14 protein-coding genes are annotated in these 13,470 nt (G+C 68.2%); 6 read left to right on the top strand and 8 right to left on the bottom strand.

Features of this window, described 5'->3' with window-relative positions:
* Positions 1-6: 6 nt before the first annotated feature.
* The 4 genes from cls to EV675_RS21470 form a co-directional block, all read right to left on the bottom strand.
* Complete coding sequence (gene cls / locus EV675_RS21485; protein WP_130359604.1) at positions 7-1,446, bottom strand: cardiolipin synthase; 1,440 nt, start codon at positions 1,444-1,446, stop codon at positions 7-9.
* 10 nt (positions 1,447-1,456) lie between these two features.
* On the bottom strand, positions 1,457-2,044 hold the full coding sequence (locus EV675_RS21480) for a GTP cyclohydrolase II (RefSeq protein ID WP_087839283.1): 588 nt from the start codon (positions 2,042-2,044) through the stop codon (positions 1,457-1,459).
* A 42-nt stretch (positions 2,045-2,086) separates the two neighbouring features.
* Entirely contained in the window at positions 2,087-2,899 is an 813-nt protein-coding gene (locus tag EV675_RS21475) for an undecaprenyl-diphosphate phosphatase (RefSeq protein WP_130359602.1), read from the bottom strand.
* 139 nt (positions 2,900-3,038) lie between these two features.
* Positions 3,039-3,854 carry an inositol monophosphatase family protein gene (locus EV675_RS21470; RefSeq protein WP_130359600.1) on the bottom strand — a complete coding sequence of 272 codons (816 nt, stop codon included), beginning with the start codon at positions 3,852-3,854 and terminating at the stop codon, positions 3,039-3,041.
* Between the two features lie 54 nt (positions 3,855-3,908).
* Between EV675_RS21470 and EV675_RS21465 the strand changes: the two genes are divergently transcribed.
* Entirely contained in the window at positions 3,909-4,679 is a 771-nt protein-coding gene (locus EV675_RS21465; RefSeq protein WP_130359598.1) for an RNA methyltransferase, read from the top strand.
* The gene (locus EV675_RS21460; RefSeq protein ID WP_130359596.1) at positions 4,666-5,814 is read left to right on the top strand and encodes a PrpF domain-containing protein; all 1,149 of its coding nucleotides are present in this window, start codon (positions 4,666-4,668) and stop codon (positions 5,812-5,814) included. The genes EV675_RS21465 and EV675_RS21460 overlap by 14 nt, the downstream gene beginning before the upstream one ends.
* Before the next feature lie 27 nt (positions 5,815-5,841).
* Here the strand turns inward: EV675_RS21460 and EV675_RS21455 are convergent, their stop codons facing one another.
* The 4 genes from EV675_RS21455 to EV675_RS21440 form a co-directional block, all read right to left on the bottom strand.
* Entirely contained in the window at positions 5,842-6,606 is a 765-nt protein-coding gene (locus tag EV675_RS21455; protein WP_278044776.1) for a UDP-2,3-diacylglucosamine diphosphatase, read from the bottom strand.
* A 124-nt stretch (positions 6,607-6,730) separates the two neighbouring features.
* Positions 6,731-7,234: a peptidylprolyl isomerase gene (locus tag EV675_RS21450; protein WP_130359594.1), complete on the bottom strand. Its 504-nt coding sequence runs from the start codon at positions 7,232-7,234 to the stop codon at positions 6,731-6,733.
* A complete protein-coding gene (locus EV675_RS21445; protein WP_130359592.1) occupies positions 7,231-7,797 on the bottom strand; it encodes a peptidylprolyl isomerase in 567 nt (188 codons plus the stop codon). The genes EV675_RS21450 and EV675_RS21445 overlap by 4 nt, the downstream gene beginning before the upstream one ends.
* On the bottom strand, positions 7,794-8,528 hold the full coding sequence (locus EV675_RS21440) for a tetratricopeptide repeat protein (RefSeq protein ID WP_165404697.1): 735 nt from the start codon (positions 8,526-8,528) through the stop codon (positions 7,794-7,796). The genes EV675_RS21445 and EV675_RS21440 overlap by 4 nt, the downstream gene beginning before the upstream one ends.
* A gap of 196 nt (positions 8,529-8,724) precedes the next feature.
* Here EV675_RS21440 and cysS point away from each other — a divergent pair, with 196 nt between their 5' ends.
* The 4 genes from cysS to tilS all read left to right on the top strand — a co-directional run bounded on the left by cysS (position 8,725) and on the right by tilS (position 13,394).
* Complete coding sequence (cysS, locus tag EV675_RS21435; protein ID WP_130359588.1) at positions 8,725-10,107, top strand: cysteine--tRNA ligase; 1,383 nt, start codon at positions 8,725-8,727, stop codon at positions 10,105-10,107.
* Positions 10,108-10,140: 33 nt separating this feature from the next.
* Positions 10,141-10,809, top strand: coding sequence for a DNA-3-methyladenine glycosylase family protein (locus EV675_RS21430; RefSeq protein WP_130359586.1), 669 nt, complete (start codon positions 10,141-10,143; stop codon positions 10,807-10,809).
* A gap of 211 nt (positions 10,810-11,020) precedes the next feature.
* Positions 11,021-11,989, top strand: a complete 969-nt coding sequence (locus EV675_RS21425) for an acetyl-CoA carboxylase carboxyltransferase subunit alpha (RefSeq protein WP_130359584.1) — start codon at positions 11,021-11,023, stop codon at positions 11,987-11,989.
* The gene (gene tilS, locus EV675_RS21420) at positions 11,958-13,394 is read left to right on the top strand and encodes a tRNA lysidine(34) synthetase TilS (protein ID WP_130359582.1); all 1,437 of its coding nucleotides are present in this window, start codon (positions 11,958-11,960) and stop codon (positions 13,392-13,394) included. Before EV675_RS21425 ends, tilS begins: the two co-directional genes overlap by 32 nt.
* Positions 13,395-13,470 lie beyond the last annotated feature (76 nt).

Below are 13,470 nucleotides of genomic sequence, written 5' to 3'. Positions count from 1 at the left end.
CGGGCCCTACAGCATCGGCGAAAACAGCCGCGCCGAGGCGTCGAACAGGCGGCGGACGAAGGGCGATTGCCTGTCCTTGGGGACGCGGGCCGCATGGCGCAGGTCGAGTTCGAACTGCCTGCCGAGCTGGCGGGCCATGTCCTCGCCGTAGACCAGGGCCGTGACCTCGAAGTTGAGCTCGAAGCTGCGGTTGTCGAAGTTGGCCGTGCCGATGAACGAATAGGTGTCGTCCACCAGCAGGGTCTTGGAATGCAGCATGCGGTCCCGGTACTCCCAGACCTTGACCCCGGCCTCCAGCAATTCGTCGAAATACGAGCGCGAAGCCGCCGTCACCACCAGCGAATCGCTGCGCCGGGGCACCAGCAGGCGCACGTCCACGCCCTTGTGCGCGGCGCTCGTCAGGCTCATCAGCGCCGCTTCGCTGGGAACGAAATAGGCCGTGGTCAGCCACACGCGCTCGGTCGCCGCGTTGATGGCCGCCACCAGGGTGCGATGGATGGACTGGCGCGGATCGTCGGGGCCGGATGTCAGTATCTGCAATTGATGCGGGCCGCCCGGCACCTCGGGCAGCAGCGCGTCCAGTTCGCAATCGTCGGTGCGCTGCCCGGTGGTATAGGCCCAGTCCTCCAGGAATACCATCTGCAGCCAGCGCACGGCACCGCCTTCCACGCGCAGGTGCACGTCGTGATAGGCGTCGGGACGCACGCGCTCGTCCTCGTCGTCGGTCACGTTCAGCCCGCCCGTGAAGCCGGTCCTGCCGTCGCAGATCAGGATCTTGCGGTGATTGCGGTAGTTCGTCACGGGCCGCCAGCGGCGGCCGATGCGCACGTTGTGGAAGAAGCCGACCTGCGCCCCGGCCTCGCGCAGCGGCGCCAGGAAGCGCCGTCCCAGGCGCTCGGACCCCAGCGCGTCGACCAGCAGGCGCACCGTGACGCCCTGACGCGCCTTCTCGATCAGCAGGTCGCGCATCGCGGTGCCGATGCGGTCGGGCTTGAAGATGTAGAACTCGAGGTGGACGTGGTGGCGCGCTTCGGTGATGGCCTCCATGAAGGCGCCGTAGGTCTGCCCGCCTCCCACCAGCAGTTGCACGTCGGTTGCCGAGGACAAGGGAATGTCGCTGGTGGAGCGGGCCAGCGCCGCCATGCGGGCCACTGGCAGCGGTGTGTCGTGGTCATGTTCGCGCAGCAGCGCGCGCTCGGTCTGGCTGGAGATCAACAGGCGGCTGCGCAACCTTTTCAGGCGCCGCCGCTTCAGGCGCTGCGGACCGAAGAAGTAGTAGACGGCGTAGCCCACGTAGGGCAGCAGAGCCAGCACCAGTATCCACAGCACGGTGGACAGCGGTGGGCGTTTTTGCAGCACGATCCACACCGTGACGCTGGCGATGTACAGGGCCCAGCCCACGGACCATGCATTGATCAGGTGATGGTGCAGGTCGGCGTGGGCCATGGCGCGAGGGCTACAGGGGGATGGTGTGCTGTTTGTGGCGCACCTTGGCTTCCAGGTAGCGGCGGTTGTTGGGGTTCAGGTAGACCCCGGTGGGAATGATGCTCTCGATGTCGATGCCGTGTTCCTCGAGCTGGCTGGCCTTGTCGGGGTTGTTGGTCAGCAGCCGGATGCGCGCCACGCCCAGCGCCTGGAGCATCTGCGCCGCGGGCTCGAAGCTGCGGGCGTCCTCGGGCAGGTTCAGGTGCCGGTTGGCCTCGAACGTGTCCAGGCCCTTCTTCTGCAGGGCATAGGCCGACAGCTTGGCATACAGCCCGATCCCGCGTCCTTCCTGCCGCAGGTACAGCAGGATTCCGCCCTCGCGCGAGAAGCACGACAGCGCCTCGTGCAACTGCGGGCCGCAATCGCACAACTGCGATCCGAACACGTCGCCAGTCAGGCATTCCGAATGCACCCGCACCAGCGGCGGCGTGCCGCCCGGCTTGAGCTGCGGGAACACGATGGCCACGTGTTCTTCCGTGAAGCCGTTGAAGGTAATGAATTCCGGCGGAATCCCCCCCTCTTCGAGGGGAACGACTACCCGGTTCTTGATGGTCACCATACCGTTACTGTATTCCATTGCGGCGCATCGCACCGATATCCCCTACGCCAGCATCCAGACGATGATCACCGCGCCGAGGGCGATTCGATACCAGCCGAACACGCGGTACGAATGATTGGCGACGAAGCGCATCAGCGCCCGCACCACCACCAGCGCGGCCACGAAGGCCGCCAGGAAGCCGATGCCGATGGCGGTGACGTCGTTGCTGCTCAGCGATTCGTGGTTCTTCCAGGCGTCGTAGACCGAGGCGGCCAGCATCGTCGGCATGGCCAGGAAGAACGAGAATTCGGTGGCGGTGGTGCGCTTGAGGCCGGCGGCCATGCCGCCGATGATGGTGGCGCCCGAACGCGAGGTGCCGGGGATCATGGCCAGGCATTGGGCCAGGCCCACCATCAGCGCCTGGAATCCGGTGATCTCGCTGATGTTCTGGGTCTTGACCTCGCCCTGGGGCTTGCGCTCGACGAACAGGATGATGAAGCCGCCGATGATCAGGGTCGTCGCCACCACCCCGGGGGTGAACAGCACCGTCTTGATCTCTTTCAGGAAAGTCACGCCGATGATGGCGGCGGGCAGGAAGGCGATGATGATGTTGCGCGCGAACTTCAGCGAGAACTTGTCGCCGGTCAGGATGCCGGCCAGGATGTGGGCGACCTTCTCGCGGAAGATCCAGATGACCGCCAGGATGGCGCCGAACTGGATGACGACTTCGAATACCTTGGCGTCTCCGGAGAAGAAATGAATCCAGTCTCCCACCAGGATCAGGTGGCCGGTGCTGGAAACCGGCAGGAACTCCGTCAGGCCCTCGATGATGCCGAGGAAGAAGGCTTTGATCAGGTACAGCGTGTTTTCGGTCATGAGTGTCGGCGTCCGCGGGCGGACGAGATGGATGGGCGCGGGTGGCGGCTGGGGAGCCCGGAGGGGCCGGCCCGGCAGGACCCCCGCGAGGCCGGTGCCATTGTAGAACCGGCGGCGGGATGGCCAGGCGGGAGGTGTTTCAGCCCCTTGCTTCCTTGAGCGGTTCCAGCAGGGACAGGAGCTGGGGGAAGACCTTGGGCGTGGCCGCGACGACTTCGCCGTTCTGCATCCAGCCCTGTTCGCCGTCGAAATCGCCGATCAGGCCGCCCGCTTCGAGGATCAGCAGGCTGCCCGCGGCCAGGTCCCAGGGCTTCAGGCCGCAGCCGTAGTAGCCGTCGAGCCGGCCGGCGGCGACGTTGGCCAGGTCCAGCACCGACGATCCCTGGCGGCGCACGCCCGAGGTGGTGGCCGAGATCTGGCCGAAGGTCTTGGTCCACAGGGCCAGCCGCTTGCCGCTGGGATCCGGGGCGAAGCTCGTGCCGATCAGGGTCTCGGGCATGCGGGTGCGGCGCGAAACGCGGATGCGGCGGTCATTCAGGAAGGCTCCGGCGCCGCGGGTGGCGGTGAACAGCTCGTTGCGCGACGGATCGAAGATGCAGGCCTGGGTGACCTGGCCGCGCTGCATCAGCGCGATCGAGACCGCGTACACCGGCATGCCGTGGATGAAGTTGGTCGTGCCGTCCAGCGGATCGATGATCCAGAGGTTTTCCTGCTGGCCGTTGGCATCCGCGGCGCCCAGGGCTTCGCCGGACTCTTCGGCTAGAATTCCGTGGTCGGGGTAGGCCGTCTTCAAAATCTCAACAATGGCCGCTTCCGCAGCTTTGTCGACTTCGGTGACGAAATCGCCCGGTCCCTTCTGAGACACCTTGACCAGATCCAGGTCCAGGCTGGCGCGATTGATGATGGCGCCGGCGCGCCTGGCCGCCTTGACGGCGGTGTTGAGCATGGGATGCATAAGAGAGCCGATAAGGGCTGGGAATTGGTGAAACCCCTCTAGTTTAAAGGACACATGCTTTCCCGAGTCAGTTTCGTCATGGTCGAACCCAGCCACCCCGGAAATGTGGGGTCCGCGGCACGGGCGATCAAGACCATGGGGTTCTCCCGCCTGGTGCTGGTCAACCCCCGGATTCCCGATACGCCGGCCCATCCGGACGCGGTCGCGCTGGCCAGCGGCGCCGTCGACGTGCTGGCGTCCGCGCGCGTCTGCGACACCCTGGAGGAGGCCCTGGCCCCCGTGACCATGGCGTTCGCGATGACCGCCCGCCACCGCGACCTCGGTCCGCCGGCCTGCGACATGCGGCAGGCCGCAGGATTGGTGCGCGAGCACCTGGCCGGCAGCCCGGACGGGCAGGGCGAAGTCCAGGCGGCCGTGGTGCTGGGCACCGAGCGTTCGGGCCTGACCAACGAGCAGGTGGGCATGTGCCACCGGATCTGCCATATTCCGGCCAATCCCGAATATTCGTCGCTCAATGTGGCGCAGGCGCTGCAGCTGGCCGCCTACGAGCTGCGCTACGCGCTGCTGGGAGCCGAGGCGCTGGCGGTGGCCGGTCCGCGCGCCGAACCGGCTTCGGGCGAGGCGGTCGAGGCCCTGCTGGTCCATTGGGAGCAAGCCCTGATCGCGGTCGGCTACCTGGATCCCAGGCATCCCAAGAAGCTGATGCCGCGTATGCGTCACCTTTTCGCCCGCTCCGGCCTGAGCCGCGAGGAAACCGACCTGTTGCGGGGGGTATGCACCGCAATGATCGCGCAATCCCGAAAGATTTCCCATGGCAGTTCTTAAGATTCCCGCCGTCTACATGCGCGGAGGGACCAGCAAGGGCGTGTTCTTCAATGCCCGGGATCTGCCCCGCGACCCCGAGCAGCGCGACCGCGTGCTGCTGCGGGTGCTGGGTAGCCCCGATCCGTATTCCCGCCAGACCGACGGCATGGGCGGAGCCAGTCCGTCCACCAGCAAGGTCGTGGTGGTGGACGCCTCCAGCCGCGACGATTGCGACGTGGAATACCGCTGCGGGCAGGTCGCCATCGACCGTCCGGTCATCGACTGGTCCACCAACGGCGGCAGCCTGGCGGTGGCCGTGGGGCCGTATGCCATCCAGCAGGGCCTGGTCCCGGCCCACGAGGGCACGACGGTGGTGCGCATCTGGCAGCCGCACCCCGGGCGGTGGCTGGCGGCCCACGTCGAGGTCCGCGGCGGGGAGGTGCTGGAGGACGGCGTCTTCACCGAAGACGGCGTGCCGTTTCCCGCCGCCGAGGTGCGGCTGGATTTCATCGACGATGGCGCGGCCAGCCTGCTCCCGACGGGGCGGGTGCAGGACGTGCTGGACGTCGAGGGCATGGCGTCCTTGCCGGTCAGCCTGGTCCGCACCGACGAGGCGACCATCTTCGCGCGCGCCTCGGACCTCGGGCTCAATGGACGCGAGAAGCCCGACACCTTCAACCGCGATGCCAAGACGCTGGCCCGGCTGGAGTCCGTGCGGATCGCGGGGGCGGTGGCCATGGGCCTGATGTCCCGGGCGCGGGCGGAAAAACCCGGCGCCGCGTTGCCCAGGCTGGTGTGGGTGGCCCCGCCCATGTCGTACAAGGCGGCGGGGGGCGGTGACGTCCCGCGCGACAGCATCGACGTGCTGGCGCGCAGCGTGGCCGAAGGGCGCATGCAGCGCGGCTTCGGGACCCGCAGCGCGATTTCGCTGGCGGTGGCGGCCGCCGTGCCCGGATCGGTGGTGTCGCAGGTGGCGCGCACGCTGCCCGGCGTGGCGACCCGGATCGGCCATGCCAGCGGCGTGCAGGCCGCCTGGGCGACCGTGGTCAGCAACGGCAACGGATGGGGACTGGAGCGGGCCACCGTGTCCCGCACGGCACGCTGCCTGATGAGCGGCTGGGTGCACGTACCCGCCGGCCCGGGCCGCCTGTTCTAAGGTCCGAGGCGCAGGCGCGCCCCGGTTTCAGTCGTCCAGCGCGATGTCGTGGTAGACCGGGCCGTCCTGGTCGATCGCCAGCCAGCCGCCGCGCGGATCGGCCGTATCGTCCAGGTCCCAGTCCTGCAGCACCCAGCGCTCGCACCGCCGGCCGTTCATCTCGAACACCTGCCGGCCGGGCCGGTGCGTGTGGCCGTGGATCATGCGGGTGACGCCGTGGGCGCGCAGCGCGGCTTCCACGGCCTGCTGGTTCACGTCCATGATGTCGGCCGCCTTGCGGCTTTTCTCGGCCATGCTGCGCTCGCGCATCTGGCGCGCGATGGCCTGGCGGGCCGCCAGCGGCTGGGCCAGGAACTGCGCCTGCCATTGCGGGTTGCGCACCATGGCGCGGAATTGCTGGTATTCGACGTCATCGGTGCAGAAGGCGTCGCCGTGGGACAGCAGGAACTCGCCGCCGTCGGTGTGCAGCACGACCGGCTCGGCCAGCAGGCGGGTGCCGGTGGCTTCGGCCAGGCGCTTGCCCATCAGGAAGTCGCGGTTGCCCAGCCCCAGGTGGACCGGGATTCGCGCGGAGGCGGCCTGCAGGCCGTCCACGACCGCCAGCAGCCACGGTGCGGCGGCGTCGAGCTCGTCATCGCCCACCCAGGCGTCGAAGATGTCGCCGGGCAGTAGCAAGGCACAGGCGCTGTCGGCCGCGGCCTGCAGGAAGGCCAGGAAGGCTTCGCGCGTGGCGGGCCCGTCGGGGCCCAGGTGCATGTCGGATGCCAGCCAGACGGGGCCGGAGAAAGTCAGGACGGAATGGGAAGCGGATGTCCCGGGAAGAGGGGAGCCGGTCACGGAAACTCTCGATGGGGCCGGGCCGGCTGCCGGCCGGTTCGGGAAGCGGGCGCTTCGCCGCCGGCCCCGGCCCGTGGCGTTATTGGACGACTTCTGCCTTGGTGACGACGACGTCCTCGACGGGCACGTCCTGGTGGCCGGCGCGGCTGCCGGTCTTCACGCCTTTGATCTTCTCGACCACGTCCGTGCCTTCCACGACCTTGCCGAACACGGCATAGCCCCAGCCTTGCGGCGTGGGCGAGCTGAAGTTCAGGAAGTCGTTGTTGGCGACGTTGATGAAGAATTGCGCCGAGGCCGAGTGCGGGGCGTTGGTGCGCGCCATCGCGACGGTATAGCGGTCGTTCTTCAGGCCGTTGGCGGCCTCGTTCTCGATCGGGGCCTGGGTGGGCTTCTGCGACATGCCGGGCTCGAAACCGCCGCCCTGGATCATGAAGCCGTTGATGACGCGATGGAAGATCGTGTTGTCGTAGTGGCCGCTGTTGACGTAGGCCACGAAGTTCTCGACGGTCTTGGGGGCTTTTTCGCCATCCAGTTCCAGGCCGATCAGGCCGTGGTTGGTGTGCAGGTTGACGCGGGTAGTCATTTGTTCAGGACCTCAGCTTTTTGGATCACGATGGGTTGGAGCGGGACGCCTTCGTTCTGGCCCCGCGTGGCGGTGGGTACGGCCTTGATCTTGTCGACCACTTCCTTGCCCTGTACCACCTTGCCGAACACCGCGTAGCCCCAGCCTCGGGTCGTGGGCTCGCGATAGTTCAGGAAGTCGTTGTCGGCGACGTTGATGAAGAACTGCGCCGAGGCCGAGTGCGGGTCGGGCGTACGGGCCATGCTCACGGTATAGGCGGCGTTTTTCAAGCCATTTGAGGCTTCGTTACGTATGCCGGGGCGCGTGGGCTTTTCCTTCATGTCTGCGGTCATCCCGCCGCCCTGGATCATGAAGCCGTTGATCACGCGGTGGAAGATCGTGCCATCGTAGTGGCCCTCGCGCACGTATTGCAGGAAGTTGGCGACGGTGCCGGGAGCGCGGGCGTCGTCCAGCTCGAGCACGATGCGGCCCATGGATGTCTGCAGCGCGACCTGGGGCGCGGCCAGCACGGCCGGCGAGGCCAGGGAGGCGGCCAGCGCCAGGCTGGAGAAAAACAGTTTCATCGGGGTGTCCGGGGTGGATGGTCGGAAGATGCGGGCGCGTCCAGCAGTCTGCGGGTCTCGGTTTCCTTCTGGCTCGCGCCGGCATCGCGCGGATTCAGCCTGGTGGCCGTGCCGTACGAGCGCGCCGCCAGCATGATATACAAATCGCCCAGGTTCTCGCGCGCGACGGCGTAGTTCGGATCGGTGCGGATGGCCATTTCCAGGGCCACCTTGGCCTGGTCCAGCCGGCCGTCGGCCACTTCCAGCGCGGCCAGGTTGTTCCAGGGCTCGGGCAGTTCGGGGAAGCGTTCGGTCATGTCGCGGTAGACCGCCTTGGCCTCGTCGCGGCGTCCCAGCTGGCTGAGCGCTCGGCCCTTCAGGAAGAGCAGCTGGGCGTTGGTGGCGTCGGGCGATTTCTGCTTGTCGGCGGCCAGGCGGTCGTCGATCTCGGCCAGGGTCTGGGCGGCCTTGCCTTCGTCCAGCTGGCGCTCCAGCCGCTGCGCCAGAGCACGGCTGGATTCGGGCAGGCTGGTGTCGACACCGGGCTTGAGCGCCTCGAGCAGGTTGCTGAGCCAGGGAATGGCCTGGTCGCCATCGGAGGAGGGCGCCAGCACCGGCGGCGTGGCCGTCGTGGTCTGGGCGGGAAGCGGGGCGGGCGCCAGCGCGGCGCCCAGCGCCAGCACGCCCGCCAGGGCCGCCGCGCGGCCCGCGCCCCCGCGCAGGCGAAGGAAAGGTACGTGGTTCGTGGTCAAACGATTCTGCCCGCAGATGAGGAGCGGCCAGGGCCGCTCCGTCCAGTTGATATAATCGCCATTCTAATAGCCCACAGCGCAACGCGCGCCCCTGTACCCCCTGCTCGACCCAGGGCACAGCGGATCCGGCTTTGCCGGTCCGCCAGTGCCGCCCCCTCGAGGGGGCGCGCGAAGCGCGTAGGGGGTGGTCCTACACATGCTCCATATCTACAATACGCTCGCCCGTGCCAAGCAACCTTTCCAGCCGGTGGAACCGGGGTGCGTGCGCATGTATGTCTGCGGCATGACGGTGTACGACTACTGCCATCTCGGCCACGCGCGGATGCTGGTCAGCTTCGACGTGGTGCAGCGCTGGCTGCGCGCCAGCGGCTACCGGGTCACCTACGTCCGCAATATTACCGACATCGACGACAAGATCATCCGCAAGGCGGTCGAGACCGGCAAGCGCATTTCCGAGGTCACCGGCTTCTTCATCGATGCCATGCACGAGGACGAGAAGGCGCTGGGCGTGCAGCCGCCGGACTTCGAGCCGCGCGCCACCGAACACGTAGGCAAGATGCTGGAGATCGTGCGCCTGCTCGAGGACAAGGGCCTGGCCTACCGGGCCGACGACGGCGACGTGAACTACGCGGTGCGCCAGTTTCCCGGCTATGGCAAGCTTTCCGGCAAGTCGCTGGACGACCTGCGGGCCGGCGAACGGGTGCAGGTCGATACCTCCAAGCGCGATCCGCTGGACTTCGTGCTGTGGAAGGCGGCCAAGCCTGCCGAGCCGCCCGAGTCCCGCTGGGAGTCCGACTACGGGCCGGGGCGTCCGGGCTGGCACATCGAATGCTCGGCCATGAGCCGCGAACTGCTGGGCATGCCGCTCGACATCCACGGCGGCGGGCCCGACCTGAAGTTTCCCCACCACGAGAACGAGATCGCGCAGAGCGAGGGCGCCTACGGCGGCACGCTGGCCAACGCCTGGATGCATTGCGGCCCGCTCATGGTCGATGCCGAGAAGATGTCCAAGTCGCTGGGCAATTTCTTTACCGTGCGCGATACGCTCAAGCATTACGACGCCGAAGTGGTCCGCTATTTCGTCGTTCGCAGCCACTACCGCAGTCCCCAGAACTATGCCGCCGACAACCTGGCCGATGCCCGGGCCGCGCTGACCCGGCTCTACACCGCGCTGGGCAATGCCGAGCCCGACACGCTGGGCGCCGACTGGGACGACCCGTCCGGACAGGCCTTCCGGGCCGCCATGGACGACGATTTCAATACCCCCGAAGCCATCGCCGTGCTGTTCGACCTGGCCGCCGAGGTCAACAAGACCGCCTCGCCCCGCGCCGCCGGCCAGCTCAAGGCCCTGGGCGGCCTGCTGGGCCTGCTGCAACAGGAGCCGCGCGCCTTCCTGCAGGGCACGACGGCCGACCAGGACGGCGGCGCCGCGGACATCGAGGCGCGCATCGCCCGGCGGGCGCAGGCCAAGAAGGACAAGGATTTCGCGGCCGCCGACCGCATCCGCGCCGAACTGCTGGCCGATGGCATCGTCCTCGAGGACAAGCCGGGCGGCGTGACCGTATGGCGTCGAGCCTGAGTGCCGCGAAGCGCTGAACACCAGATGTTGAACATGAAGCTCCATGCCACGGCCGAGCCGGGCGGGTCCGTGCCCGCCGCCTCTTTCGCCGGCACCGACAAGCCCTCGTACTGGGACGCCGCGGTCGCGCACTTGCTCAAGCGCGACCGCATCCTGAAGAAACTGATCCCCCAGCATCCCGAGGTCCACCTCGCGACCCAGGGCGAGCCTTTCCTGACGCTGGCCCGCGCCATCATCGGCCAGCAGATCTCGACCAAGGCCGCCGATGCCGCCTGGGAGCGCTGCCTGGCCGCCTGCGGCCGCCGCGTCACCCCCGGGGTGGTCGGCAAGCTGGGCCTGGCCGGCCTGCGCGAGGCCGGCCTGTCGCAGCGCAAGGCCGAATACCTGCTGGACCTGGCCGCGCATTTCCAGCAGCGCCTGGTGCATCCCGACCTGTGGACCGAGATGGACGACGAGGCGGTCATCGCCGAACTGACCGCGATTCGTGGCATCGGCCGCTGGACAGCGGATATGTTCCTGATCTTTAATCTGCGGCGGCCGGATATTCTGCCGCTGGACGACCCGGGGCTGCTGCGCGCCATTTCGCTGCACTATTTCAGCGGCGAACCCGTGTCGCGTTTCGAGGCCAGGGAAGTGGCCCAGGCCTGGAAGCCGTGGTGCACGGTGGCGACGTGGTATCTCTGGAAGAGCTTGCAGGTTTGACCCCCCCTACGCGCTGACGCGCGCCCCCCGGGGGGGCGATGCGGGTGGACCGGCGGAGCCGGATCCACCGCATCCTGGGATGACAATCGGCTAGCGATGGCTGGTTGAACGGAATTTGGGTGTTGTGCCGTGTTGCAACGCCTTGGAGTGATTGAGTTGGTGATGAACGACGTTGGACGCCTGGGCGTTCACTGCCCCTTGGGAGGGCCTGATGCGCAACGCATTTCTTGAATTCGAACAACCGCTGGCCGAGCTCGAGGGCAAGATCGAGGAACTGCGCTTCGTGCAGGCCGATTCCGCCGTCGATATCTCCGAGGAGATCAGCCGGCTGCAGCAGAAAAGCCAGGCGCTGGCCAAGGATATCTATTCCAAGCTGACGCCGTGGCAGACCGCCCTGGTGGCGCGTCATCCGCAGCGTCCGTACACGCTGGACTACGTGCGGGACATCTTCACCGATTTCCACGAGCTGCACGGCGACCGCATGTTCGCCGACGACCGTTCCATCGTGGGCGGCATGGCGCGGTTCAACGGCATGCCCTGCATGGTCATCGGCCACCAGAAGGGCCGGGACACGAAAGAGCGGGCGGCGCGCAACTTCGGCATGCCGCGGCCCGAGGGCTATCGCAAGGCCCTGCGGCTGATGCGCCTGGCCGAGAAATTCGGCCTGCCGGTGTTCACCTTCGTCGATACCCCGGGCGCCTATCCCGGCATCGATGCCGAGGCCCGCGGGCAGTCCGAGGCCATCGGCCACAACCTGTACGCGATGGCCGAGCTGCAGGTGCCCATCATCACCACCATCATCGGCGAAGGCGGCTCGGGCGGGGCGCTGGCCATCGCGGTGGCCGATTGCGTGCTGATGCTGCAATACGCCACCTACTCGGTCATCTCGCCCGAAGGCTGCGCGTCCATCCTGTGGCGCAGCCAGGAGAAGGCTTCCGAGGCCGCCGAGGTGCTGGGCATCACGGCGCACCGCCTGAAGGCCCTGGGCCTGATCGACAAGATCGTCAGCGAACCCGTCGGCGGCGCCCATCGCGACCCCAAGCACATGGCCCAGTTGCTGCGGCGCGCCCTGTCCGACGCGCTGCGCCAGTTCCAGGGCGTCAAGGCCGGCGATCTGGTCACCACGCGTCTCGAGCGGGTCATGGCCTATGGCCGCTTCAAGGAAACCGTCCAGTCCTGACGCCGGCACGGACGTAGCGGCCCTGCACGCGTCCGAGCTGCTGGACCGGGCGCTCGATGCCATGCCCCCGGTGGCGCAGCGGTTCGCCGTCGCCCTGAGCGCCGGCCCGGACTCGGCCGCGCTGGCCGTGAAGGCCGCCGAGTGGGCCGCGCGGCAAGGGCTGGAAATGCGGCTGTTTCACGTCCACCACGGCCTGCATCCCGACGCGGATGCCTGGGCCGGCCAGGCGGCCGAGCTGGCGGGCCGCCTGGGCCGGCCGCTGGACTTGCGCCGGGTACGGGTGGATCCCGCCGATCCCGCCGGCACCGAGGCCGCGGCGCGCGACGCCCGCTACCGCGCCCTGGCCGGGATGGCGGCCGAAGCCGGCATCGACACCATCCTGCTTGCCCACCACCTGGACGACCAGGCCGAAACCGTGCTGCTGCGGCTGCTGCGGGGCGCGGGCACCGACGGCATGGGCGCGATGGCGGGCGAAACGCGCAAGGACGGGATTCGTTACCTTCGTCCCTGGCTCGCGGTGCCCAGAAGTCGGATACTTGCGTTCATGCACGCCTATTCGGCGCGCACCGGTTTCGAGGCTGTCCGGGATCCCAGCAACCTCGATGCCCGCTACGCCCGGGGCATCCTGCGCGCGGAAATCCTGCCCGCCATCGAGCGCCACTGGCCGGGGTACCGCGCGACCCTGGACCGCTACGCGCGCCGGTCCGCCGAGACGGCGGCCTTGCTGCGGGAGGTGGCGCAGTCCGACCTGGACGCGATCCAGGAGGCGCGCCCCCCCTACGGCAGCGCGCTGCGCCTGTCGGGGCTGAACCGGCTGGCGCCCGCGCGCAGGGCGATGGTGCTGCGGCTCTGGCTGGCCGGCCACGACATGGCCGCGCCGCCGGAGGCCCGCTTGCGGGAAATGGCCAGACAATTGCAGGACGCGGCGCACGACAGGCAACTGTTGCTGCGCCATGGCGACAGGCAGGTGCGTCGTTATCGGGATCATGTCATCGTGGACAGCAGGGAAAGCGCGCCGCCGGCGGTACAGGCGGCCGGCGTCGAATTCAAGTGGGCCGGCGAAGCCGCCATCCGGCTCGAGGCCATGGGCGGCACGCTGGTGTTCGCCGTCGAGGAGTCGGGCATCGACCCGGACTGGCTGCGCAACACGGCCTTGATCATGCGCTGGCGCCGCGGCCGAGAGCGGCTGAAAGTGACGGCCCAGAGCCCCAGCCGCAGCCTGAAGAACCTTTACCAGGAGCGTGGCATCCCCACCTGGGAGCGCGAACGCCTGCCGCTCCTGTACCGCGGCGAGATCATGGCCTACGCCGCCGGGCTGGGTGCCGACGCGCGGCTGCCGCAGGCGTCCCCGGGCATCCGCCTGGAGTGGGTGCCCGACCACCCTGGCGCCACCGTGACGTCCTGACCGACAGGGTATCGGGGCCGGGGGCCGAAATCCCGCCATTTTGCGGAATTGCCGCAGCTGGGCTACCATTTATGGT

Source organism: Pigmentiphaga kullae (assembly GCF_004216695.1).
Lineage (GTDB): Bacteria > Pseudomonadota > Gammaproteobacteria > Burkholderiales > Burkholderiaceae_B > Pigmentiphaga > Pigmentiphaga kullae.
The sequence above is the reverse complement of the archived record's forward strand: the minus strand, read 5'-3'. Positions and strand labels throughout refer to the sequence as shown.